This window comes from Ignavibacteriota bacterium (assembly GCA_013285405.1).
Classification (GTDB): Bacteria; Bacteroidota; Ignavibacteria; order Ignavibacteriales; family Ignavibacteriaceae; genus IGN2.
Map to the genome: position 1 here is coordinate 1,564,761 of CP053446.1, position 26,910 is coordinate 1,591,670.

19 protein-coding genes and 1 pseudogene are annotated in these 26,910 nt (G+C 34.9%); 15 read left to right on the top strand and 5 right to left on the bottom strand.

Going from position 1 to position 26,910, the window contains the following annotated elements:
- The 8 genes and pseudogenes from HND39_06790 to HND39_06825 all read left to right on the top strand — a co-directional run bounded on the left by HND39_06790 (position 1) and on the right by HND39_06825 (position 7,870).
- On the top strand, positions 1-351 hold the full coding sequence (locus tag HND39_06790) for a nuclear transport factor 2 family protein (protein QKJ96014.1): 351 nt from the start codon (positions 1-3) through the stop codon (positions 349-351).
- An 86-nt stretch (positions 352-437) separates the two neighbouring features.
- Complete coding sequence (locus tag HND39_06795) at positions 438-1,049, top strand: DNA-3-methyladenine glycosylase 2 family protein (protein ID QKJ96015.1); 612 nt, start codon at positions 438-440, stop codon at positions 1,047-1,049.
- Positions 1,050-1,244: 195 nt separating this feature from the next.
- The gene (locus HND39_06800) at positions 1,245-1,586 is read left to right on the top strand and encodes a helix-turn-helix transcriptional regulator (GenBank protein ID QKJ96016.1); all 342 of its coding nucleotides are present in this window, start codon (positions 1,245-1,247) and stop codon (positions 1,584-1,586) included.
- Between the two features lie 133 nt (positions 1,587-1,719).
- On the top strand, positions 1,720-1,962 hold the full coding sequence (locus HND39_06805; protein QKJ96017.1) for a hypothetical protein: 243 nt from the start codon (positions 1,720-1,722) through the stop codon (positions 1,960-1,962).
- A 78-nt stretch (positions 1,963-2,040) separates the two neighbouring features.
- A pseudogene (locus HND39_06810) lies at positions 2,041-5,014 on the top strand (DUF2723 domain-containing protein).
- Between the two features lie 64 nt (positions 5,015-5,078).
- A complete protein-coding gene (locus HND39_06815; protein ID QKJ96018.1) occupies positions 5,079-6,134 on the top strand; it encodes a glycosyltransferase family 9 protein in 1,056 nt (351 codons plus the stop codon).
- A gap of 89 nt (positions 6,135-6,223) precedes the next feature.
- Positions 6,224-6,676: a CoA-binding protein gene (locus HND39_06820; GenBank protein QKJ96019.1), complete on the top strand. Its 453-nt coding sequence runs from the start codon at positions 6,224-6,226 to the stop codon at positions 6,674-6,676.
- Positions 6,677-6,679: 3 nt separating this feature from the next.
- A complete protein-coding gene (locus HND39_06825; protein ID QKJ97911.1) occupies positions 6,680-7,870 on the top strand; it encodes a 23S rRNA (cytosine(1962)-C(5))-methyltransferase RlmI in 1,191 nt (396 codons plus the stop codon).
- 84 nt (positions 7,871-7,954) lie between these two features.
- Here HND39_06825 and HND39_06830 read toward each other — a convergent pair whose 3' ends face one another.
- The 3 genes from HND39_06830 to HND39_06840 all read right to left on the bottom strand — a co-directional run bounded on the left by HND39_06830 (position 7,955) and on the right by HND39_06840 (position 13,075).
- The gene (locus HND39_06830) at positions 7,955-8,557 is read right to left on the bottom strand and encodes a T9SS type A sorting domain-containing protein (GenBank protein ID QKJ97912.1); all 603 of its coding nucleotides are present in this window, start codon (positions 8,555-8,557) and stop codon (positions 7,955-7,957) included.
- Between the two features lie 196 nt (positions 8,558-8,753).
- Positions 8,754-10,817: an IPT/TIG domain-containing protein gene (locus tag HND39_06835; protein ID QKJ96020.1), complete on the bottom strand. Its 2,064-nt coding sequence runs from the start codon at positions 10,815-10,817 to the stop codon at positions 8,754-8,756.
- A gap of 2 nt (positions 10,818-10,819) precedes the next feature.
- Positions 10,820-13,075: a hypothetical protein gene (locus HND39_06840; protein ID QKJ96021.1), complete on the bottom strand. Its 2,256-nt coding sequence runs from the start codon at positions 13,073-13,075 to the stop codon at positions 10,820-10,822.
- 196 nt (positions 13,076-13,271) lie between these two features.
- On the opposite strand from HND39_06840, the gene HND39_06845 reads away from it, so the two are divergent.
- From HND39_06845 to HND39_06855, 3 genes are all read left to right on the top strand, one after another.
- The gene (locus HND39_06845) at positions 13,272-13,832 is read left to right on the top strand and encodes a DUF2179 domain-containing protein (GenBank protein QKJ96022.1); all 561 of its coding nucleotides are present in this window, start codon (positions 13,272-13,274) and stop codon (positions 13,830-13,832) included.
- A gap of 205 nt (positions 13,833-14,037) precedes the next feature.
- The gene (locus HND39_06850) at positions 14,038-14,568 is read left to right on the top strand and encodes a hypothetical protein (GenBank protein QKJ96023.1); all 531 of its coding nucleotides are present in this window, start codon (positions 14,038-14,040) and stop codon (positions 14,566-14,568) included.
- A 104-nt stretch (positions 14,569-14,672) separates the two neighbouring features.
- Positions 14,673-16,814 (top strand): TonB-dependent receptor, encoded by a 2,142-nt coding sequence (locus HND39_06855; protein ID QKJ96024.1) that lies wholly within the window; start codon positions 14,673-14,675, stop codon positions 16,812-16,814.
- 185 nt (positions 16,815-16,999) lie between these two features.
- Here the strand turns inward: HND39_06855 and HND39_06860 are convergent, their stop codons facing one another.
- Both HND39_06860 and HND39_06865 read right to left on the bottom strand, forming a co-directional pair.
- Positions 17,000-19,402 (bottom strand): TonB-dependent receptor, encoded by a 2,403-nt coding sequence (locus HND39_06860; protein ID QKJ96025.1) that lies wholly within the window; start codon positions 19,400-19,402, stop codon positions 17,000-17,002.
- Between the two features lie 107 nt (positions 19,403-19,509).
- The gene (locus tag HND39_06865; GenBank protein QKJ96026.1) at positions 19,510-20,016 is read right to left on the bottom strand and encodes a hypothetical protein; all 507 of its coding nucleotides are present in this window, start codon (positions 20,014-20,016) and stop codon (positions 19,510-19,512) included.
- Between the two features lie 295 nt (positions 20,017-20,311).
- Here HND39_06865 and HND39_06870 point away from each other — a divergent pair, with 295 nt between their 5' ends.
- The 4 genes from HND39_06870 (at position 20,312) to HND39_06885 (ending at position 26,813) form a co-directional block, all read left to right on the top strand.
- The gene (locus HND39_06870; GenBank protein ID QKJ96027.1) at positions 20,312-22,429 is read left to right on the top strand and encodes a TonB-dependent receptor; all 2,118 of its coding nucleotides are present in this window, start codon (positions 20,312-20,314) and stop codon (positions 22,427-22,429) included.
- Between the two features lie 71 nt (positions 22,430-22,500).
- Positions 22,501-24,048, top strand: coding sequence for a T9SS type A sorting domain-containing protein (locus HND39_06875; GenBank protein ID QKJ96028.1), 1,548 nt, complete (start codon positions 22,501-22,503; stop codon positions 24,046-24,048).
- A gap of 39 nt (positions 24,049-24,087) precedes the next feature.
- Entirely contained in the window at positions 24,088-24,615 is a 528-nt protein-coding gene (locus HND39_06880; GenBank protein QKJ96029.1) for a hypothetical protein, read from the top strand.
- Positions 24,616-24,662: 47 nt separating this feature from the next.
- A complete protein-coding gene (locus HND39_06885) occupies positions 24,663-26,813 on the top strand; it encodes a TonB-dependent receptor (protein QKJ96030.1) in 2,151 nt (716 codons plus the stop codon).
- Positions 26,814-26,910 lie beyond the last annotated feature (97 nt).

Sequence of the window (26,910 nt, forward strand, 5' to 3'; positions counted from 1 at the left end):
ATGTCTGCAAATAAAAAAGTAGTAGAAAAGTATATTGATGGATTTAATAAGTCTGATCACGAACAAATTTTATCTTGTCTAGCAGATAATGTCGAATGGATTTTGCCCGGAGTCTTTCATTTAAAAGGAAAAGATGCCTTTGATAAAGAAATTGAAAATCCTGCATTTGAAGGTAAGCCAGTTATTGTTGTTACAAGAGCCATTGAAGAAAATAATATTGTCATAACAGAAGGGACTGTGCGCGCAAAGAAAAAAGATGCTGAATATATTAATCTGGTTTTTTGTGATGTGTTTGAGATGAAAGACAGTTTAATTAATAAACTGACCTCATACTTGATGGAGGTAAAATAATTTTTAATGGATATGAAAGAACCTGTCGTCAGGAAATTTTTGAATCCCGCTATTCATCATAAACCTATTTGGTATTTCTTCTGTAGATGTCACAAAGAATAGTCAACAAAGCAGATGTTAAAAAACTCACTTCTAAGCACAAAATATTTTTAAATATTAAAGAAAAGTACGGCACCCCTCCAAACTGGAACAGACCCGAAGGATTTATATCATTATCAAAAATTATTTTAGAGCAGCAGGTAAGTCTTGCATCTGCTGAAGCACATTTCAATAAGCTAAATAATTATCTGACTGAATTTTTGCCAACGAATGTTTTGAAATTGACTGATGAAGAAATGCGTACTTGTCAGATCAGTAAACAAAAGGCAGAATATCTTCGTGCTTTATCGAAGGCTGTAATAAACAAAGAATTGGATTTTGATGAATTGTCAGGAATAAATCCTGACGAGGTTCGTAAAAAACTTACAAGCATAAAAGGTATCGGCGATTGGACAACAGATATTTACTTAATGTTCTGTTTACAAAACAAAGATATATTTCCTTTAGGTGATATTGCCCTGATAACTACAATTAAGGAGTTGACTAAAGTAAAATCTGATAGTGGTATTGTTTGTTTTACAAAAAAATTAAAACCATATCGCTCATTAGCAGCTTACTTTTTGTGGTTCTACTATCTGAAAAGGAGAAACCGAATTTAGATCAGCCTCTGAAAATTGTTTTTGCATCGAATGCCTTAACGGGATTAGCTGGTTAGAGTTCAAAATTTTGATCTCTTATAAACTCATATCAAAAATTTGCTTAATAGAAATTTGTATGATAATGACTCAAATACTATATTTATCAGCATATATAGTGTAAAATATTATATACCACAAAAAGAAAGTATATAAAATATGCCAGAAATCAACTTTAAAGAGAAAAAATTTAACAATCCTGTTGAGCTTTCACTGGATATTATTGGTGGAAAGTGGAAAATACCAATAATCTGGAGGCTGCGAGATGACCCCAAAAGATACGGCGAACTTAAAAGATTACTACCACAAGCAACGCACAAAATGCTGACACAACAACTTCGTGAACTTGAGCGCGATGAAATTATTATACGTAAAGTTTATCAGGAAATTCCACCTAAAGTTGAGTACAATCTTACTTTACTCGGGAAATCGGTTATTCCGATTATCGATTTATTGAACGATTGGGGTGATGAATATAGAAGTGTGTTCAATAAAGATTGATCTCTGATTGGAAAGCTGAACTAATTTATCAGCTACCCGTCTATGAGTAAAATAAAATTAAATAGATTTTTTCGATCCGAAGCAATATTTATCTTAATACTGAAAATTATTCAATTAAGAAAACAGGTTGAACATGTCATCCTACAGGGAACAAAAAAAATTACTTGAGACATTAAAGAAATATGAACGTAATTTCTCTCGTCAGGAATATGAGGAATATAAGATGTTTATAAAGAGAGATAAAGATGATGATGAGTTTGACACACTTTCTATGCAACGGTTGAAAGATTTACATGATAAATATCATAAACCGGTCGATACATCAAAGTATGATAAATTCTTCAAGAAAAACACTGATCAGGGATCAGGTAATTGAATATTAAAAACCCTCCATTTCATTGTAAACAAATCGAATTGTAACTAATTTTGACCTTCTTATTCTAACGAGGAAATAATGAACCTGAAACTTTTACATAGAATTTATGCAGCCGGAGTTTTTTTTGTAACACTGGTCGTTTATTGGATGACCGTTCAACCTTCGGTATCGTTCTGGGATTGCGGTGAATTTATTGCCGCGAGCTATTACTTGCAGGTACCACATCCCCCCGGAGCTCCTTTCTTTCTCATACTGGGTAATATTTTTTCAAAGATTCCCTTCTTTGAAAATGTTGGGTTTAAAATAAATTTAATTTCTGTTTTATCGAGTGCACTCAGTGTGTTTTTACTGTACTTAATTGCTGTAAAGCTTATCAACATTTTCACCGGTAAAAAACCAGAAACGTTTTCAGAGGCAATAGCAACATATACTGCATCAGCTATTGGAGCGCTTTCACTCGCTTTCAGTGATACATTTTGGTTCAATGGTGTTGAAGCTGAAGTTTACGCCTTCAGTACTTTGTTAGTTGCTGCAATAGTTTATCTGATCATAAGATGGTATGAACGAGCAGATAATAAAGACAGTGAAAAGTATATACTCGGTATTGCTTATCTGGTCGGTTTATCCATTGGTGTTCACCTGATGAGTGTGTTAGCTATTGTTCCTGTAGTGATGATCGTTTTCTTCAAAAAATATGTAGATGATGAAGAAGCCTTAAAGAAGTCAGGTTACATTTTGCTTGCTCATGCCGGAATTATTTTATTACTTGCAATAATATGGTGGGCAGGAGAGACTAGCTCCACTCCGCCGACCAGCGATGAATACAAAGATTTTGATACAAAATTTAAACTTATGATTGTTGTGATAAGCATTGTTGTTATGGGAATTTATTGGAAAAAAGTTTTCAGTAAAAACTCATTTTATCTCCCGATCATTATTGGTGGAGTTGCACTGTTTGCAACCTACCCGGGTGTAGTTAAACTTTTACCGGCAGTAATGACTGCAATCGGGAAAGATAATATCATAGTTGAGCTTCTAATTTTTATTGTATTACTCGCACTACTTGGTTATGCTGTTCATTATTCTGTGAAGAATAATAAGCCAACGCTGCATACAATCTTTATGTCAACAATTTTTATTCTTCTTGGCTTCACTACTTTCTCAATGGTTATTATCAGAGCAAATCAAAACCCTCCGATGAATGAAAATGAACCGGATACTTTTCCAAAGTTGGAACAATATCTCAACAGAGAGCAGTATGGTGATTTTCCAACATTTAAAAGAAGGTTTACAAGTGAACCGCATCAACAGGGAGTTTTTACAAATTATCCCAGCGATTTATCATTCTTTTATAATTACCAGATGAATCATATGATGACCAGATATTGGTTATGGAATTATGCAGGTCGTGAAGGATGGGTTCAGGATGATGGAGCAAATATAGCACCATTCAATTTTCTTGGGAATATTTTCGGCAAAATAATTAATGTGAAGTTTGAAGGCAACGCTGCGGATTCTTTATTCGGAATTCCATTTTTGGTTGGATTGTTTGGCATTTATTATCATTTCCGGCGCGATTGGAAAATGGCATCTGTTTTTATGGTAGCATTTATTTTATTGGGATATCTGACCGCTTTCTATCAGAACCAGCAGCAGCCGCAACCAAGAGAACGAGATTACTTTTATGTCGGTGCATTCTTTGTATTTTCAATCTGGATTGCAATAGGAGTACGTGGTTTAGTTGATTTGGTAAAAAAATATTTTAAGAAAGAAACTTATGGAACTGCTGCGTTGATGGGTGTATTGATGTTGATGTTTGTTTTTATTCCGATTAAAATGCTGCAGGCTAATTATCATACGCACGACCGTTCACGCAATTGGGTTCCATGGGATTATTCATACAATATTTTACAGAGTACAGAACCGAATGGCGTTCTCTTTACTAATGGTGATAACGATACTTTCCCTCTATGGTATTTGCAGGATGTTGAAGGTGTTAGAAGAGATGTAAAAATTGTTAACCTTAGTCTGCTAAATACCGATTGGTACGTACGTCAGTTAAAAAAATAATGATCCCTATGGAGTAGGCACAATAAAAATCAGAATACCGGATTCACGAATTAATCCACAAGATTTAAGACCAATACAATGGTCCCCGACTGATGTTAGTATCACAACTCCCAAAGCGGCTAATCCGGAAGAATTTTCTAAAATTATTAATGAATATGCAGTAAACGATACAACTATACTCTATGCTGGCAAAATGACCTGGAGAATGCCCAACACATTAACTTTTGGCGAAATAAAAGCAATTCGTGTTCAGGATATTATGGTCAAAGAAATTATCGAAGCAAACAATTGGGAACGACCAATATACTTTGCAGTAACTTGTTCGGATGATAGTAAAATCGGTTTGCAGGATTATTTAAAAATGGAAGGGATGACTTTCAAACTTGTACCAGAAAAACGACAACCAGGCAGCGAATTTATAGATGTTGAAATGGTAAAAGCTCAATTGAAAGGAAACACTGAACCGAGCAAAAGCTATTTGCCCGGTTTCAGATTTACTGGTCTTAACGATCCTAGTATTTTCTTTGACGAGAATCATAAACGAATGGTACAGAATTATCGCAATGCATTTATGAGATTAGCAGTTTATTACAGAAGTATTGGTGATAACAAAAATCTTATCGCAGCACTTGATGATATGAATGAAAAATTACCATACAAAGTCCTGGGTATGGAAAATGGTTTGTTATTCGAAGTGGCAAATCTTTATCTGTCTGCCGGCGATAATAAAAAGTTTCTTGAAATAGCATCAGATGTTGAAATGAAAGCATTGGAAGATCTGGAAAAAAATCCAACTGATGTTCAATCATATTATAATCCGTACCGGCTGCTTATTGAAATTTATGAGAACTCAGAACAATATGATAAGCTCCTTGCACTATGGCAGAAGTTAGAAACGATGTTTCCTAATGATCCAACGGTTAAATCCAATATTGAAAAATATCAGCAAATGATTCAGCCGAAAGATTCTACGGTTAAGTAGTTTGACATTAAGTACCTAAAAATTGGTCCGGCAATTGCCGGACTTTTTTTTGTAAATTTTCATTATGAAAATATTAATAATTGCTCTCTCCGGAATTGGTGATGCTTTAATGTTTACACCAGCATTAAAGCTGCTTCGGGAAAATCAACCAAATGCACAAATAGATGCACTCGTAATGTACAAAGGTGCTCAGGAAATTTATGAACTCAATCAGAATCTGAATAAAGTAATTCACTTTAACTTTATGCGGGAAGGCGCAGTCAAATCCTTAAAATTCCTTTCTGAATTAAGAAAAAAATATGATGCTTCAGTAAATGTTTACCCATCAAACAGGAAAGAATATAATATTATAAGCTATATCATCGGTGCGGGAAAAAGAGTCGGGGCAGTTTATTTACGTGAGGACAAAAAGAATTTTGGCTTTTTAAATAATATCAGAGTTTTAGAAGACGATAATGTTCATAATGTTCAAACCAATATTAAGTTATGTGAAGCCCTGATAGGTAAAAAGTTTGTTGAAGAACCTTCGCTTGAGTTTCCAATTCCGGATAGAGATTTAAATACTGCAAAAGTATTTTTATCTGAAGAAAAAATAAGTGAAAATGAAATAGTAATTGGTTTTCATCCAGGTTGTGCAACTTTAAAGAATCATATTAAAAGAAGATGGGAGCCGGAGAAATTTGCAGAACTCGGAAAAAGATTGATTGAAGAAAAATCAGCACGCATATTAATTTTTGGAGGTCCCGAGGAAAATGATCTCAAAGAAAAAATTTATTCATTAATTGATTCTGATAAAGTAAAAGTAATAAAAGCTGAAAGCCTTGCGGGCAGTTCTGCTGTTATGCAGCGGTGTAATATATTCGTAACGAATGATTCGAGTCAGATGCATATTGCTGCAGCACTTGGATTGAAGGTTGTCGCAATAATTGGACCCACAAATCAAAAATATATTCATCCCTGGAAAACAGAACACGAAATTGTTTCACTAAACCTGGATTGTTCGCCATGTTTTTTTTATTCACCTAAACCGCTTACTTGCAGCAGGACTGACGTAAAATTCAAATGCATTAAAGAACTTACAGTTGATATGGTGTATTCAGCAGTTTTTAAATTCTTATAAAATCAATAATAAAATTTTTATGGGACTTTCTTTAGTTTTGAAATGTAAAGTAATTAAAAGTAGTATTTACAAAATCAGTGAGAATCAAAATGACTTCAAAAAAAATAGTCGAGGAATTCTTAATCCAAAAGAAAATTGCAGTTGTAGGAGTCTCGAGAACAAAAACAAAATTTGGAAATGCGATCTATAAAGAGCTTAAGCAAAAAGGATATGATGTTTTCCCGGTAAACCCGAATCTGCAAACTTTTGAAGGTGACGTTTGTTATCCTGATCTGCTTTCAATACCTGATAGAACAGATGCTGTTGTAATCAATGTTCCTCCTGTGCAGGCAGAAAAAGTTATCCGTGAAGCAAATCAAGCCGGGATTAAAAAAGTCTGGTTACAACAAGGATCACAATCTGATTCCGCTGTAAAATATTGTGAAGAGAATGGAATTGATTGTATTTCTAATGAATGCATTCTGATGTTCGCACAACCATCTGCTTTTATCCATCGAGCACATAAATGGATTTTGGGAGTATTAGGAAAACTTCCGGGTTGAACAATTGTGTCATCAGTTTTCCTAAAAAAATCAGCCGACTCTTTTATCAAACGAAAACATCCGTGGATTTTTTCGGGTGCGATTGAAAAAGTAGAAGGCAATCCTGCCAATGGGGAAACGATTCAAATTTTTTCTTCAAACAAAACACTGGTCGGTGTTGGGAGTTATTCGCCATCTTCACAAATCCGGGTAAGAGTTTGGTCATTTAATCCGGAAGAAAAAATCGATAAAGATTTTTTCAGAAAAAAATTTTTAGCCGCATCGCAATTCAGAAAACGAATTGTTGACACCTCACAAACAAATGCTTACAGAATAATAAATTCAGAGAATGATGGATTACCGGGTTTGATAGTTGACAGGTATGCAGATTATTTGATTTGCCAGTTTCTTTCTTCCGGGAGTGACTTTCATAAAAAAATAATTACCGAAACACTTGATGAAGTTTTTAACCCAATCGGAATATATGAAAGATCAGATGTTGAAATAAGAATTAAAGAAGGTCTCGAACCAACCAAAGGAACATTATCAGGAAAGGAACCAGACGATTTAATTCAGATTTTAGAAAACGGTTTGAAGTTTTCTGTTGATGTGAAGAACGGACATAAAACCGGATTTTATCTTGATCAAAGAGATAACAGAAAACTTGTTTCAGAATTTTCAAGAGGGAAAAACGTTTTAAATTGTTTTTCTTATACTGGTGGATTTTCAGTTTATGCCCTTTCGTCTGGGGCAAAAAATCTAACACAAATAGAGGCTTCAGAATCTGCTTTGGATTTATCAACAAAAAACATCGAATTAAATAATCCCGATGATTCAAAGATTGAAAATATTAGTGGTGATGTTTTTGAAGTCTTAAGAAAATTTCGTGATGAAAGAAGAACTTTTGATTTGATTATTCTTGACCCGCCAAAGTTTGCTGAGTCAGAATCACAAATTCAGAAAGCAAGCAGAGGATATAAAGATATTAATTTGCTTGCAATAAAACTTCTTAATCCGGGAGGAATACTTTTTACATTTTCCTGCTCAGGGCACATCTCGCAGGAACTATTTCAAAAAATTGTTGCCGATGCAGCACTCGATTCTGGAAGAGAAGTGAAAATTATTAAACAGTTAACTCAAGCTGCTGATCATCCGGTTGCTCTGAATTTTCCTGAAGGATTATATCTTAAAGGATTGATTTGTTGTGCTAATTGATAAATTAAAAAATCACTTCAACATCATCCCCGACAAGGTCGGGATTTCTGACCTATCTGCTGACAGGCAGGTTGTATGATCAGTTCATTTAATCAACAACATTTTTTTCACTGAAATAAAATCTCCGGCTTGTAACCGATAAACATACATTCCGCTTGCAATATTAGCTGCATTGAATTGAACCTCATAATAGCCTGGTTCTTGCTGTTCATTAACTAATGTAATGACTTCACTACCAAGTATATCATAGACTTTCAATGTTATGTTACTGACCACCGGTAACTGATAACTGATTACTGTACTTGGATTAAATGGATTCGGATAATTCTGCTCAAGCTTGAATTCTTTCGGCCCGACATAACTGAAGATAAATGTCTTTGTCATCATCAGTCCGTTTGCATCTGTTATCATAAAATCAATTGTATCTTTTTTTGTAATTGAAACATTTCTGCTTATATCAAATGTGAATGTTACTTCCGCTTCTTCTGTTGGTTCTATCCTCTCAATTGTTTGCTCTGATTGGTGAAATGTAATTCGCTCTTCCTGAAAGCCCCTCGTTTGGAGGGGTTGGGGAGGCATTACTTTGATATTTTCTGCAGGATTTGTTTCTGAAGTATTTGCAACTGTCAATGTTATTTCGTTGCCTTTTGTACCGGGTGTTACTTCGTAGATTGTTTGTCCCATCATTGTTCCGAATAATAATATGATGATTGCTATTGTTTTCACTTCATCCCTCCATACATATATCGTCCCTGACGGGACTTGATTTTTTTTGTTTTTTCTGTTTCTATAAATATGTCGCTCCTACGGAGCTATGAATCAGAACCTTCATCTTCATTTTTAATTTTACATTGTAAATTCTTAATTGTTAATTATTCATCACTTACGGACACGGAGTTGATTTACTATTGGCTGTTACACTTGCCTGATCCAGAGTCCAGGTTAAGTTTTTTCCGTTGAAATTTACACTGAATACATTTGTATGTGTGCCGGGCAGAAAAAGTTTTGGCTGTCCTCTGTCTATTGGATTTAGTAGAAACTTGTTTTTACTGCCAATCGGTACATAGATACTTACACCATTATCATTAACATATCCGAAATATGCTGTGTATGATCCTCCACCATTGTTTCGTACGCATTGGAGAGTTGGTTTAAATAACAGCATAGTGATCAGGTTATCAACTACTCGCAATGCAACTGTATCAGAGTTGATACCATAATTGCTTATCCAAACAGGAAAATTTCCGAGAGTTGACATCTCCATTCCGGTAATTGTGAAAGTAAGCACTGTGTCTGAAACGACTGTTGTTGTTTTTGCACTACCATTAAAATATGCAACTGATGAATCAGAGAAGTTCTCTCCTGTTGCAGTTACAGTTAAACCGGTTGGCGGGCTGCCACCCGAGACATATCTCAATATCACCTGAGGTGTAATTGAGGTTAATACTGGTGGAGTTACCGCCGGAAGATGTTCCAATAAATACTCTGTGTTAAATCTTAAAAGTGCATAAGCTTCGCTTGTAATATTTGCTGAACTATCTGCATTACATTCTTCAAGAACCGTGTGTAGTGTACTATCCACCCAAGGAACGTGATTACCCTGAAGAAGAATTTTAGCTGTTGTAAATAAGCTGTCGTATTTATCTGCAGTTGTTTGGTTTGCTATCCAATCAAGTTCGAAGGCGCGTTGGTTGTAGTACAACAATGTATCTACAAAATTCACTGCATCGAATGGCACAGGGGAATAAGCTGGTGATATCGAAAATTTTTGTTTTGAGTTAATGAATATATCATCATAATTATAATTATCTGTGTTCCATCCTTTAGAATAAAAATTGGAAATAGTTGGTAGCGTTTCTTGATGCGTTTTTAGACTGAATAGGACTTTAGAGTCACCGGGATTAATAAAATTGTAGCAATGAATATATTTTGAAGTCCATAATACAATTGCAGAACTATCAGGACGGTAGAGAATCCCCCAACATTCATTTGTCGTAAACAGATTAGATACCGCAACATCAATTTTTAATGCCATTTCGTCAATAGACTGAAAACTGGAAGACAAATTAGTCAAGGAATAAACATATTCTAATGAATCGTTAATATTAGAAACAGATGAGAAAACATAAAAATCCAATTTATCTTTAGGATAGAAGGCATCTTCTAACGGTTGTGGGGTGTTTTGCCATTTACCATAGAATTCACCGTTCCAACTAAATGTCCTTAGTACGAAACCGTTATATTCGGTGATATGAAGAGAATCCTCATAATTTAATGGATAAGCGTAACCTTGAATTTCCCATATTCCATCTCCTTCAACATCTGCTAATCTAAAAACACCATTTGAACTTATCTGCAGGGTTGAAACACCTGAATTATCCACATCATTCAGAATTATTCCTTCAGTACCGTTCCAACTTACAATCCAGAGATACATTAAAGGCGATCTACCGCCATCTGACCAAATGTCATAAGATATTCTCGAAATCCAAGACGTCATAATTTCCAAAGAGCCATCTCTGTTTAAATCCTTGATTGACCAAATATATCCACTTTTTAAGAGCTCATAATTTTTTTTAATCATGTTATCCGTATGCCAAAGTATTTGATTATTTTTAAATATGCCAATAACCCCACCAATAGAATCTTCAATAGCGGAATAATTAGCTACGGATGCTAAAAAAACATAACAGCTCTTCAAAAGCTCATTAGAATCTTCAATAATTCCCACATCAGGCCAATGCGAACCCAGTTCAAAACCTAGACTGCTATCAACATTTAGAACATCGGTAACATACAAATCTTCATCAATTATTTCTTTTACTCTATTATCAATTGTAGTAAATAATTCTTCAGTAACACCTGGAGGATAACTTTGTGCATTTGTAAAAGTTATTTCTAAAAGGCAAAAGCTTATAACTATTAGAAAAAATATTTTTTGTTTCATATTTACTCTCCTTCTATTCCGATTGGTGTAAATTCTAGCCCATTACTTATAACATCAGAGCCATAACCTGATTTTCCAGGATTCCATCCTTGATAAACTAACGTCAAAGTGGCTTCTAATCCATTAGACCAATTGTTAAGAGTTTGACCGACTTCATCCTCAAGTAAATTCTGAAAGTGATCCAATGCAAAAGGCCAAAATATATCCAGATCATTTAGGTTTTCTGGAGGGCTATCTTTTGCCTCTGAAAAGCCGTAGTTTAAAACTGTTATATACAAAGGCTGAATTGGACCATATGAACTTGCTATCCTTGATTGTGCAACTCTGTTTTCAAGTCCTTCCATATAATCATTTTTCATATAGTCAATAAATTCCAACCTTGCTTCTTCATTAGCTTGTGGGTTTTCTACTTCTACATTCAGTCCATTTGATCTGTAAATTCTATTTCGAATCTGATTGTATTCTCTGGTTGGTCTGCCATAGAGCTCAAATATTAGTCTATTGGTCTCCAAATTTCTATTACCTAAAACTCTCCAGCCTCCGGGAGAAGGACTATGTTCTATATTTGAATACCTATCTATAAAGTACCAAACAGAATGTGGTGTAGTCTCATAAGACATATATCTAGTGTTAATATGATCTGGAACAGGATTTCCGTTTCCCATACTCTCCCACGTAACCCAAAAATGTCCACCAGTTAAATCAGGTTCGTCTTCCACATCAAATTCCCAGTTCCAAGCCTCATATCTATATCCCGGAGTAACAGCTTGAAGATTGTTATCATAAAATGATTCGCCAACATATTGACCTTTAATGTATTGAGGGGGAAATCCATATTGGCCACCCCATTTAATACAAACTGAATCAATACTGTAATGATTGCTTTCAATGTCAATTCCATTATTAAGTCTGATTGCTTGTGTGCTGTTTCCAAGTTGATCGGGTTTTTTAACAGTAATATTTATGTAAGCAGAGTCATCATTTCTCTTTGCTCTCAGTTTAACAATATAAGTCGAGTCTGAGTACCAATGTTTACCAACAAGCCGAATTAAACCGGCCGGTAAATTCTGACCATTCACCATAGGTTTTGCCTTTTCCCAATAAACACCCATCTTTTTTCCGCAATCATTACAAGTATCAATAACTGTTACAGGATTATTACCCCAAACATCCTCTGACAATCCTCCATCAAGGTAAGGAATTCCATTTGCATCAACAGGGGCTTCTTCAATCATCAATTCATCAACTGTTTTATATCTTGCCTGGTAATATTTTGTCTCTCCAAGCAGTATTGTTGGTTCTTCATTTATATTTGCTTGTACAATTGCATAACTGGTAGTTTGAGGTGGTCCCGGCAGACAATCAAATAAAACATCTTCATCATTATTACTTTTTAGCATCGTTGTTTCTTCAACTAAACCAATTCTTAATAATACTAATCCTGTGCTATCTGCTGTTGTATCTGCAACAAACTTTATTGGCTGGTTTATATCATAAAAATATACATCAATACTGTCATCAACTAAAATGTTTCCAAGTGTACATCCTTCAAGCATTGCTGCTTCAAAAGTTTGTGTTGTATCAAAATCCGTTAGTGTTCCATCAGGTAATCGTTTCTTTATATTTATATCAGCCGTATCTCCGGGAAATAATTCAGATGGGCTTACTTCCACAAAGAGACTGTCCCACTTAATTACTAATTGTTCATCAGCGTACTCGTGGAAAATATCTACCATATATGGAAAGCAAGGACAGTTAACTCTGTTATCAAAATGTGTTGTGTTGTTTGTACTATCCCTTAAGCTCCAACCCGCACAAATCCAGTAATAAATATCATAGTGTAATGTTATAACAAGAGAATCAACCGTTAATGTGTCAGGACTGGTAAACGAATATGTACCCACACCATTCTTAATCAATCCACCACAGTTTGGTTCTAATGTTAAAGTTTCTTCTAACAAACCTTCATAATCGAATGGCCCGGCTTCTAATAATACAGTTTCACCAGGTCCAATTGATGAGGGTGAAAAAACTATATTTCCTTCAGTAGAATCACAATCTTCGTACGAGAATCCTTCTATTATCCAATTACAGTTTGATTGCATTTTTTCGCTTGTCTGTTTATCCGGGTTTATTTCTATTCTTTCTTTTATCACAACCTGTGCTAAAATATTACTTACAAATAAAATAATTAAAATGATGGTTTGCATAGCAAAGTTAGTAAGAAAGGATATATTCGGTAAGTGTTGCTTTTTCACTGTTAACACTGTGACAAATCTCTTTTTGTTAGAGAAAAATTTTTCAAGTCTGCCTGAATATATGAAAGGGGGGTACAAAATCAAGTGGTTAGAAATTTATTTTTACTTTCAATAATTGTGCAAAAAGAAATTACCGCTTGTTTTACTTTTCTTCGTAATTTAATTTCAATCATAAAATATTTTTAGTTAGTATAAAATGGAAATGAATATCTGGTTATTGGGTGCCTTCATATTTTTTGCAAGGATTATTGATGTTTCTCTTGGCACTCTTAGAACGATCAGCATAATTCAAGGAAGAACAAAGATTGCTTTCTTTCTTGCATTTATAGAAACAAGCGTTTGGTTAATTGTGCTTAGCGAAGTATTACCTAAAGTAGTTGCAATGCCATTGCTCGGAGTTTTTTATGCTTTTGGTTTTGCATCAGGAAATGTTGTTGGGATACTAGTTGAAAAAAGACTTGCAATGGGCTACATCAATTTCAGAATTATTACAAGCAAACACTCAAAAGAAATTACAACATTACTGCGGGATAAAGGTTTTGCAGTTACTACATTTGAAGGCGAAGGCAAAGATGGAAAAGTCACGGAAATTTATGTAGCAACAGACAGAAAAAATTTACCGGGGTTAATTAAACTGGTAAAACAAATTGAACCGGATGCATTTTATATTGCTGAACAAGCTGGAATTGTTAGTAGAATAAGAAGACCTACGATGGTTCCTTCGACAGGTTGGAGAGGAATTCAGAAAAAAAAGTGAGAATAAAAAAATAACAACTAAAAAATTTATCGGTTTGCAGATCTTAAAAATCATCCGAATAATGAATTTCCATTAAATAAATTAAGTTGATTAAAGATTAGGTTTATATCGTAAATACTTTTTATTTTTCAATTGAGTTATTGACTTATTCATTGGATTGTTGTTCAACTGAAAATATTTGTTCTAAATTTTAAATTGTGAAATTTTGAAAAAAGTAGTTTCAATATTAATTCTTTCTGTTTTTGTGTATAATACTGTTGGATTCATTTCTGTATATCCGATTATATCGATGTATTATAAGCATCGTGGAATTCAAGAAGTTGAAAAACTAGCCGAAGAAGAATTGGTTGAAGTGTTAGTGTTTGAAAAAGAAGATATTCTTAAAGGGAAGATTGATTTCGTGTGGATACATTCCCGTGAGTTTAAATATAATGGGGATATGTACGACATTGTTAAAAAGCAGGAAAACAATGATCAGATTATTTTACATTGTATTAATGATATAAAAGAAAAAAAGTTTGAAGAAGAATTTCAAAAAAAAGTAAATGACAATTCTGCGAACAAAAGACAAAAAACCAGAAATTATAATCCATTCAAAACGAGTATATCAAAAGCCGTACAAAATTCTGCATTCGAATTCGAAGATGCTGCAAGAATAAAATACGGCTTCAATTATTTTGTAAAATACATACCAATCTGTTCTGAGATTCCTTCGCCACCTCCCAAATTATCCTGATCATTTTATTTCTATAATATAAAAACAATGTTGAAACGGTTATTAATCGAACCGTTACTCAATTATTTAATTTTTAAGAATGTAATAATGAGAAGGATTATTTTATGAAAAATTTTTCTATTCTTTTTTTTGTTCTATTCCTTTTTGTCATTAACACAAATGCACAGGATGAAAAAAAAGGTGTGGACACAGTTAAATATGAGCTGGATCAGGTAACAATTTCTGCTACCCGTTATCCGGAAAAAATTATTGAGGTGCCTTATGCAGTTACAATAATTCCTCACGAAGATCTGATGAACACAAAAGGTTACGGTCTGGATGAAGTATTAATGCGAGTACCTGGAGTTCTCGCTCAATCCAGAGATGGAAATCAGGATGTGAGACTTGTAATCAGAGGATTTGGTGCACGCGGTTCTGGTGACAGATCTAATTCAGGAACTTCACGCGGTATAAGGGTTATGTTAGATGGAATTCCCGAAACGGTACCGGAGGGAAGAACTTCATTCGACAATATTGATCTCAGTCTATCCTATGATATTGATGTAATCAGGTCTAACTCTTCTTCACTTTGGGGCAATGCCAGTGGTGGAGTAATAAACATTTCAACCATTCCTCAATTCACAGGAAGTTTTGCCTCACTCGGTGGAATGTGGGGAAGTTTTGGATTGCAAAAATATCTTTGGCGAAGCGGCGCAACGCTTGGTATGGGTAAACTCTCCGCAAATTATTCATACACAAATTTTGATGGATGGCGTGAGCATTCCAGCAGCACAAGAAATACTGCAAACATCGGACTCGTTTCTCCAATCGGAGATCAGACCAATATTGGAATTTATCTGCTTGCTACAAATAATTTATTTCATATTCCGGGTCCTCTTACAGAAGAGCAATATATATCCAATCCTCAACAATCTAATCCTGTTTATAAAGCTCGGGATGAAAGAAGATATAACAGGTTTATACGTATAGGAACCACATTCGATCACAAGTTTGATGCGATGAACGAAATCTCTGCAATGGCATTTGTTAATCCTAAAGATCTTGATAGATCTGAAAGAGGAACTTACAGAGATTTTACAAGGTATCATTTAGGTGGAAATTTGATGTACACAAATAATTATAGTTTCAGCAGTACGGTCTCAAACAAAATAATTACTGGAATAGATGAAGCATATCAGGATGGAGCAATTTTATTTTATACGCTGTCAGAAACAAATGGCAGAGGAGATGTTTTAAAAGATAATAAACGAGAAGGCGCAAACACATTTGGTGCGTTTTTTCAGGACGCAGTAAAAGTCGGTAAAGATTGGAGCTTTATAGTTGGAGGACGCTGGGACGACATAACTTACTCTGCTGAAAGCTTTATGGATCCAGAATTTGGTGAACAGAAAAAAACTTTCTCCGGGTTTACTCCCAAAGCTGGTATTACATATATGTTATCACCAACTCACAGTATTTATGCAAACCTCGGTGGTGGAATTGAAGTACCTGCTTATAACGAAATTGATCCTGCCGGCACTTATGGACAGGATACAGTTTATTTGATTAACCCGTTGTTGGATCCAATAACATCAACAACAATAGAAGCGGGAACAAAGCAGGTTGCATTCATGAGTAATACTTCATTTTTGCAATCACTGAGCTACGACCTTGCGCTATACTATATTATAATTAATAATGATATCATTCCGTATCGTGGTGGAAGATTTTATTTTACAGCAGGTGAAACAAGCCGGATGGGCGCAGAAGCCGGAGTAAATCTTTTCTTCAATTACGGTATTTCAATGGATCTTTCATTTACATATTCTGTAAATAAATATCTGGAATATACTGTTGACTCTGCTCACTATGGTAATCCGGGTGCCTTTGCAGATTACGGAGACAATGATCAAGCCGGCGTTCCGGATTATTTTTACTTTGCTTCCATCAAATATGCACCGCAATTTTTAAGCGGTTTATTCCTGAGTTTAAACATTAATGGAACCAGTGAATACTATGTGGATGATGCAAACACAATTTCGGTGCCTTCATTTAATATATTCGGAGCCACACTTGGAATCACAGATCAGATCAAACTCAGTGACCATCTTTATATTAATGGATTTATTACTGTAAATAATATTGCAGATGAAAAATATGTTGCTTGTGCGTTTATAAATCCTGATGTTGTCAATGGAGTCCCGATATATATAGAACCCGGTCTGCCAAGAAATGTTGTTGCATCAATTAGTCTTGGAATTGAATAATTATATTTAAAAATGAGGCTGTCTCGCAAGAAATGTTTTCTCGATAACTTTTTCTGATTCTGTCAGAAAAAACCTGCTTGCAGCATGCAAACTCGAAAACCAAAACAAATAAAAGGTTCTCGAATAATGAAAAGTATCGAGAGAATCTTTTGAAACAGCCTCTTTTATTTAAGAGCGGAACCAGACTAAATATTTACCCGCAGGGATCCGATAAAATTTCTTCCTGCTGCTGAAATTCCTGATGAGTACGGTCTGTATCTTTGATCCGTTATATTTTCAACACCCAGATATAACTCAAAATTATCAAGCAGTTGATAACTAATCTTCAGGTTTAAAGTATACCAGGAAGGTTGATATGGATTACCGCTTTCGTCCATTGCATATATATAATCTTTTTCTTGTTCGCTTGGTGCCAGGTCTTCGTTTTTAATTTCACCATTGTAAACCATATAGAGATTAGCTTCCAATCGGTTCATCATAAAAATAAATTCAGTCTTACCAAACCAGGGAGCTGCATGTCTCAAAGGAACTTTGTTGCCTGCATCGTCTTCTTCTTCACCTTTCTGATAACTGAAGCTGCTTCTTAAATTAAAATTCTCAAGGAAATTTAAATTCAAGCCTAGCTCTACACCGTAGATAGTTGCGAATGCTGCGTTCTGAATTGCCTGCACCTGGCTCATTTCACCGTTATACATAATACTATCCATTCCATTAAGCGTAAAGTCTCTTCTTACTAATGCGTTATCAAGGTATGTGTAGTATCCGACAGCACTAAACTCAGCTAAATTTGAAAATATTTTTGTCAACCCGAGTTCAATATTGTATGCATACTCAGGCTCAATATCCGGATTGGGTATAACTACTGATCCGGGTTCAGAATCAAATACTTTTCCAATGTCATCAATATTTGGAGATCTGAAACCTGATGCAAGGTTTAAGTTTATCTGCCAATCACTCTGAGGATGCCAAACCAATCCTGCATTACCGGTTAGCGCACCATTTCTTTCTTCTGCTTTTGTAAATGGGAATGGATAAAAAGTTGTGTCGAATGTTGCATCCAAAGTAACGTAATTATAACGCAGCCCTGCCTGGAAAATATATTGCGGACTAAATTTATTTTTATAGGTTAAATAAGCACCGTATGAATTCCAGGTTGAACCATCAGGATATCTTGAAGGTCCGGGCGTAATTTCGCCGGTAACTATATTTTCTGAGTTGCCTGTTGATTCAACTTTATTCAGAACTATTTCAACACCGTAAAAAAGATTTGAGTTCTCGTTTATTTCTTTAATCATATCCAGATTTGCAGAAAAAGCATTTACCTTTTCTGTATTGTTTGTTCTATCATCATTATTAAGATTTCGATCATGTCTGCTTTCTTCAAAATTCTGATAAGCTACTATCAGTTTGGATAAATCATATATCGAATTACCGGAAAAATTCGTGATCATTAAATTATTCATCATCCATTTTTGAGGACCATAGTACCATTCTGCTGAACGTAATGTATTTCCTCTCGGTCGAAGAAGTCTATCATATCGGGGATAATCCGAAGTAGTTGAATAATGAAATGCATATTCAAATTCCCAGTCACTAATCGGAGCGAATAAAATTTTCTGAAGAAAGTTTACCTGGTTGTAACCGGAAGGAACCTGCTTTTTAGGATCCGGGTTAACCACAACAGTGTCTTTACCATTAATTCTGGTTTGATAAGTTGGTCTCAGATATTCATCAGGACCATTTGATCCCATAACCAGATCATCAAAATCAGAATAAGTAACACTGGTAAGAAAACCCCAATTGTTTAATCCTATATTAAAATGTAAATGACCTGATTTTTCAAGATCTGCTGATGAAAATCTTCCCATCACGCCAACATTTAACATAACTTCATCACCCAAAGAAAGTCTTGGAGTTAAAGTATGAAAATTCATTACACCGCCAATCGCATCACTTCCATAAATGACCGATCCGGGACCGAAAATAACTTCTGTGTGATCAAGAGCGTTTGCATCGAGTGAAATTACATTTTGTAAGTTACCGCTTCTGAAAATAGCTGTATTCATCCTTACACCATCAACAACAATTAGCAACCTGTTTGTTGCGAAACCTCTGATCATTGGGCTTCCTCCACCAAGCTGACTTTTTTGGATGAATACATTCCCGGACATTCCTAACATGTCGGCTGTTGTCTGCGGATTCTGAAATTCTATATCCCGTGGAGTGATCATCTCAATTGTATTAGGAACTTCACTCTTGTTTTCTTCCCACCTGCTTGAGCTTACTACCACATTATCGAGCGATATAGCTGTTGGTTTTAGCAGAATTACGAAATTATTTTCTTCAATTTTTGAATAAGATAATTCAGTTTTTTCATATCCGATTAACCTGAAAATCACAGGCTGAGATTTATCTATTTTGCTTATATCTGCCTGACCATTTGTATTTGTTATAACTGATCTGTTGGGATCCGAATTATATATTGCAACAAGTTCTAAAGATTTGTTTGTGCTTTGATCTTTTACTGTAACAACCTGTGCAGACACAACCGCAGTCAACAGAAATATTAGTAATAATATTTTTTTCATTTTTATTCCTTAAATGTTAAGTTGAACAAAGTTCACCTAATAAATGACAGAAAATATGCTGTCACAAAAAAATTAGGTTTAAATTTATAATTAAAGGATGAGTAGGGTTATGAACGGGGAGGAGGAGTGTCAACTAAACGATCACCATCCAGAAGATGAAATATTTTTATCGGAAGATTATTGCTGGTTTCTTCCGGATAAAAGTTATTTAATTCGGAAGCTGTATAAAACTCACTTAATATATTATTTATTGTGTTTAACTTTCCGGCGTTATCTTTCTCTTCCCCAAAGAGTTTATTAATAATTTTCACTATGCCGGAATATAAAACTGATTCTTTTTCATCATGCAAGCAATACAGGTACATCGTGTCTTTTTTAAACTCTTTTTTTACAACGTCGTACATTTCTCCTTCGATTCTGAATTCATTTTCTTCAACCCATTCAATATGGCTGCTGCCTTTTTCGAGTTCCTCATTGCTGAATTTAAATAAGACTAATTCATTTTCGCACGTTCCATTTTCAATAGATTGAAATACATTTCTCCTGTGATGTGTTTGAATAACCCTTAAGATTAAAAGCTGCGCTGATCCATGAGAAATAAAAAGGATTAACATCAGAACCGAAACGAATTGCTTATTAAAGGTTAATAAAAGTATTGGAATGCTCCGATATAATGTAGTGATTTAAGAACTTCTCATTGTGCAAACATAATAATTTTTTGATTATTTACAATAATTAGTCTGTGTATATAAATTTTATATATAGAATAAAGTAAAATTTTTTCGTATAAGAAATTAAATCTGTAATTTTACAAACGAATAAATTCAACTAAACTGTTCAAAGCAAAATTAATCTATAGGTTGTGCTAGTTTATTCTAATTCATTTTTCTGCTTATTGTGAGAATTACTATGAAATCATTTCTAATTTACCTTGTAATTGTTTTTTCTACCCAAATATTAGCTCAGGAAATAGAAAGTAAAGAAGAGAGAGTTGATTCATTAGAATACGGAATGGATGAAATTTCTGTGGTGGGTACCAGAACAAAAGAAAAGATTATAGATATTCCATATTCTGTTTTCAGCGTTGACAAAAAAGAACTTAAATATGGTAAAAAAGTCAGTGCCAGAGATGTACTTGTGGATGTTCCGGGGTTGTTTATTCAAAACATGTATGGCAACCACGATTTAAGAATTTCAATAAGAGGATTTGGAACCCGATCAAGTACTGGGGTACGTGGTATTCGAATTCTCTACGATGGAATCCCCGAATCAGATCCTGATGGTGAAACAGTTACAGATGCAATTGATTTTACTTCGCTCGGCGGAGTTGAAGTTGCAAAAGGGAATCTTTCATCATTGTACGCGAATGCACCGGGTGGCGTTGTTGATTTCAGGACGGATCTTTATTTCCCCGAAAATTTTGTTACTACAGCAAATCAGTTTGGAAAATATGGTTACCGGCAGAATGGAATCAAGTTTGGAATAAAAGATAATGATCAACGAATTTTTGTTTCCTATTATTATCGTAACATTGATGGTTATCGCCAGCATAGTGCAGAGTATCAGAATCTGGTTAATGCTGTGTATGAAGGTTATCTTGGGAAAAGATCGAGTATTACGGTGCTGGGAAATTATGTAAACGGACTCATCCAAACTCCGGGGTCATTAACGCAGGAAGAGTATGATGCCAATCCTTTTGCAGCGGCACCATTATCAATTTCTCAGGATACGAGAAAGATAAATAAGAAGGGAAGAATGGCTTTTAAATATACAACTGGTTTCGGAGGTCCGGATGAGAATGAAATACAAATTATGGGTTATGGTACACAAAAGGAATTTCAAAAAGTTGATAATGAATACTTTACTTTATCAGCACGGCATTCACTCGGCGCACTTTTAAGTTATACTAACCGCACAACATTATTGGGTCGTCGGAATGTTTTTACCTGCGGGATGGAATACGCAAATGAATCGGGTCCGGTTAATCAATTTGAAAATATTGGTGGCAACAGAGGAATTTCAGTTTTAAAAGAACATGACCAGGGGATTAACAATCTTGGGTTTTATTTTCTTGAACATTTGAATTTGATTGAACAAAAATTTGATCTTTTTATTTCCAGCAGATATGACATCAGTAAATTTAGCTCTGATATTTATATTCCGTACGGATATGTAGATTCCGCAAGAGTATTCAAAGGATTCACACCAAAGATTGGTTTGAACTACAAAATAATTCCTACAGTTGCGCTTTATACTTCGTATGGCTTGGGTTATGATTTTCCAGCACTCTACGAGATGCAAAATTATACCTTCTCATCAAATCCTATGTATTCATTAAACCCGGATATAGAAGTTCAAAAATCTTATAACTTTGAATTTGGGATAAAAGGGAACCTGATGAATGAAGAATCAGATTTTATGAAAAAAGTAGTCTTCGATGTTGCATTTTTTTATTACAAGATTACAGATGAAATAGTGCCGTTCACTATCAATCAAACATCTTACTATAGAAATGCTGCAAAGACAAACCGTATTGGAGTTGAAGGCGGAATAAAAACAGAACCCTTTGAACATTTTGATATGATAGTCAACTATACATACACCAATTTCAAATATGATGAGTTCGAAGCGCTGAACTATACTCCGCAAGGAACTGTTACAGCAGATTATTCAGGGAACAAGGAACCATCTATACCAACGAGCATTTTGAATTTTATTTTAGAATATAAGTTGGAACTTTCGGAATCTATGACAGGGTTACTGCTTTGGGATTGTGACTACATCTCTGATATGTACGTTGATGATGCGAACTCGACTATCAATAAAGGATATTTTTTTGGCAATATAATGGCAGGACTGACTTACAATACCGAAGAATATGGTGCGATTATTTTTCTGAGTTCAAATAATATTTTCGATAAGACTTATAGCGGCTACATTAATATTAACGACTACTATGGCAGATACTATAACGCTGGAGAGCCCAGAAATATTTCTTTAGGTTTAAATCTCAGTTACAAATTTTAGAATTTTTCGTGTTCAGTATTAAAAAAATATTTTTCTGTGTTATTCTGTTTGCGAATATTTTATTTGCACAGATGTCTTTAAATTTTCCCAAATTCAGAATTTACCCAAGCGTAATTACTCAAACCGAGCCGGTGATTACTACAAATCCGGTCAATCACAATATTTTATTTGCTGGTGCTGTTACAATTAATTTTAGCGGAGGATTTTCAAGCGAAGGTGTTTATGTTTCAACAGATGGTGGGAATACATGGACGGGGACTGATACTTGTAAAGGTGCAAATGTTTATAATCATGGCGGCGATCCCGGCGTTGTAATTGCAGAATCCGGTCGATTTATAATTTCACATATTGGGGCAATATTCCCCGGAATTTATACTCACTATTCAGATAATTTAGGCTTGAACTGGTCAAATGCAACTGTTGTTACTGATCATCAGACTAGCGACAAAGGAACAATTGCTCTTGATTACTCGAATGAAAGCTCTTACAAAGGGAGAATATATTTAGCCTGGGTTGATCTGCAAATAAATCCTGCAACTGTTTTTTGTTCATATTCAATCAACGATGGTGTATCCTGGAGTAATCCGCAGAGTGTCAATCCTAACCCTCCTAAAAGATGTGTTGGCGGATCAATTACAACCAGTAGTGATGGTACGGTTTACATTTGCTGGTCGGGTATTACTCTGTCAAGTCCTTTTATTGAAGATTACGCTGGATTTGCAAAATCAACAAATGGTGGAGTTAATTGGGCTTTTCAGCAAAACATTTTTGATATGAATGGAATAAGCGGCACACTTTCCTCTAAAGGGAATATCAGAGTTAATGGATTACCACAAGTAGTCGTTGATAACAGCGGTGGTGAAAGAGATGGCTGGATTTATATAGTTACAACTGAAAAAAATATTTCTCCTGCAGGAAGCGACCCGGATATTATTTTGCACAGATCAACAGATGGCGGGATGAACTGGTCAGGAGGAATCAGAGTTAATCAGGATCCGCTGAACAATGGAAAGATACAATACTTCCCTTGTATTCAGATAGATGATCAGGGAGGAATTGATATACTATATTATGATGACAGGAACACAACCTCAGATTCAACCGATATTTTTATTGCCCGCTCGCTTGATGGTGGCAATACATGGGGAGAGTACTCACTCACTAATTCACGGTTTAAACCAAAACCAATCGTTGGTGGTGCTTCTTCTTATCAGGGTGATCATATCTCGCTGCTCGCAGTAGATGATAAACTTTATGCGCTTTGGATGGCAGATTATTCCGGTTTGTATCAGGTATGGGCTTCAATAATTGATATGAATGTATTATATACCGGGGAACCCGGCGACGACTCGATTGAGAAATTTTATTTATATCAAAATTATCCCAATCCATTTAATCCTGAAACAACAATTAAATTTCAGATTGCAAAGCCAGGATTTGTTCAATTAAAGATTTACGATTTGCTTGGAAACGAAGTAGCTAATTTAGTAGATGGCTATAAAACATCCGGAGTATATAGTATAAATTTTATGGCTCAGGATTTACCGAGCGGAATATATTTTTACAAATTGGATTCAAATCAGTATTCAGAAACAAAAAAACTTGTCATACTTAAATAGTGACTTATGGAAAGTTTTAATTTCATCTTTCGGTATAAATTGAAAACTATACTGGCTAAAGTAGTGTTGGTTTCTTTTGTTTACAGCACTTTTGGATTTTTAGCCGTTCATCCGATTCTTTCTACTTACTATAAATACCTGGGGATCGAGGAAGCAAATAATCCATCAAACGAGGAATTGGTTGAACTTTTAATTTTTAATAAGAAAAAAATTATTTCGGGAGAATTAAATTTCAGATGGATTCATTCCCGTGAGTTTAAATACAATGGGGATATGTATGATATCGTTATAAAAGAAGAGACCGAAAAAGAATTGATAGTTTTAGTAATAAATGATACAAAAGAAGAAAAGCTGGAAGAAGAATTTGAAAAAAGAATTCATAAAAATTCTACCGAAAACAAACATCTGCCGCCAGTAATAAAACACAGTTTATCAATTTCAGAAGCGGTTCAATCAATTCGAGTCGGTTTCACACTTGAATATCAGTCATCATTTGACTGTCAGATAAACAATTTATACAAATCTATTTATTTCGATACACCTTCACCGCCGCCGCGACTCGTTTAGTTCAATCGTATTTAAAAATTAATTAAACGAATAATGAAAGGTGAAATATGTTTCAACCAAAACACTTTTTTTATTCAATTATTCTTCTTTCTTTTTTGAGCGGCAGTTTTTTGCTGTTTGCACAGCAGACGGATGTTGTGAGTGATTCAACAAATGCAAAGGTTGATTCACTTACTTATTCAACAGACGATGTTGTGGTTACTGCTACTCGTGTAGAAAAGAAAATAATTGATATCCCGTATCCGGTAATCAGGTTAAAGAATACTCAGTACAAGTTTTCCAAGAAAGTATCAGTAGATGATGTTCTGGAAAATGTTCCGGGCTTGTTTCTTCAGTCACGGTATGGGAATCATGATGTCAGAATTGCTATAAGAGGATTCGGCAGCAGGTCAAATACCGGAATAAGAGGCGTGAGAATTCTGCTCGATGGAATACCGGAATCAGAACCCGATGGTCAGACAAGAATAGAAGCCATCGATTTCAACTCAATAGGAAGCATTGAACTTGTTAAAGGAAATTCTTCCTCTCTTTACACAAACGCACCAGGCGGTGTAATAAATTTCATAAACGATATTTATTTTCCATATTCATTCGTTACACAATTCAATGAGTTCGGTTCTTATGATTTAAGAAGGAACGGATTAAAATTTGGAGTAAGAACTGATAAGTATGGTTTTCTCGGAACGTACAGCTATCACAACTATAAAGGATTCAGACCACATAGTGAAGATTACTGGCATATTTTCAACACAGTTGTGGATGTTCTTCCGGGAGATAAAACTAATTTGCAGATCTTCGGATATTTTGTTGATGGAATAATAAAACTTCCTGGCTCCTTAACTAAAGAAGAATTTGACGATGATCCATATCAGGCAGCTCAAAGAGAAATTGACCGTGATTCAAAACGATTAACTACTAAAGGTCGTATCGGATTAAAGTTTAATATGAAATTTGGTAAGAACGATAACCAGGAAATAGAAGTAATTCCGTATGGAACTATAAAATATTTCCATCGTACTGCAGCCACCTACAGAATTATGAACCGGTACGGATTAGGTTCTTCTTTCAGATACATCAACAGACATATCATCAGTGGATTGGACAATGAATTTTCGATTGGTGGAGATCTGCTCTATCAAGCCGGACCAGTTGAAGAATATGATAACATCGGTGGTCAAAAAGGCGATCAGCTTCTTTTCCTAACCGATGAAATACAAGGTAATAACGGTGTTTATTTTTCGGACTTTCTTGAGCTGTATGGGAAAAGATTTTATTTACTAATCACAGGCAGGTATGACAATGTGTATTTTCAAAATGATGATATGCTGCTAAGCAGTCGAAGTGCTTTCAGAAGATTTGAAGCATTTACTCCTAAAGCAGCGCTTAACTTTAAACTAACACCAAGCGTTGCACTGTACACATCTTATGGATTAAGCTTTGATTCTCCTGCCGGAAATGAGATGGACAATTATCCAACCAGTTCAGACCCATCTATCAATTTAAACCCGGATTTGAATGCTCAGAAATCCCAGAACTTTGAAATAGGAATTAAGGGAAACATACGAAGCTTTGATGAACAACTCTTCAATAATGTTATCTTCGAAGCAACCTTCTTTAATATTCTTATCGAAGATGAAATAATTCCTTTCGAAGTTTATGGAGATGTCTTTTTCCGTAATGCGGCAAAAACTACAAGAAATGGTATTGAGGTTGGTGGAAGCGTTGATATTTTTAGTCGTTTAAATCTGCAAGCTTCATATACTTTCTCAGATTTTACGTACGATGAATATATTGCACTTACTATTGATGAGAACCTTGATACTACTTCGCAAAACTTTGCAAGTAATTATGCACCAAGCGTACCGCAGCATAACTTATTCTTTGCTGCTTCATATAATCAGGAATTCGCTCGTGGTATTACAGGTTTTATTCGCGGCAGTGTAAGATATGTCAGTGGAATGTATGTTGACGATGCAAACTCAGACAAGACTGATGACTACACTACCTTTAACGCTGGAATCGGTCTGGATATGGTATTTGGTAAATTTAATCTACTTCTTTCCGGTGGAGTTAATAATATATCCGATCTCGTTTATGTTGGTTTTGTGAATATCAATTCAAGCAACGGAAGATATTATGAAGCTGGTGAACCGCGTAATTTTTATGGTGGAATAAACCTGGGTTATGCTTTCAATTAACTTCTATTCAATAACGGCTGGCTTATTATAGGTCAGCCGATTCTTTTTTCTTTGTCAGATTAGTTTTACTTTACCGAAACAAATGAAATCAATTTAT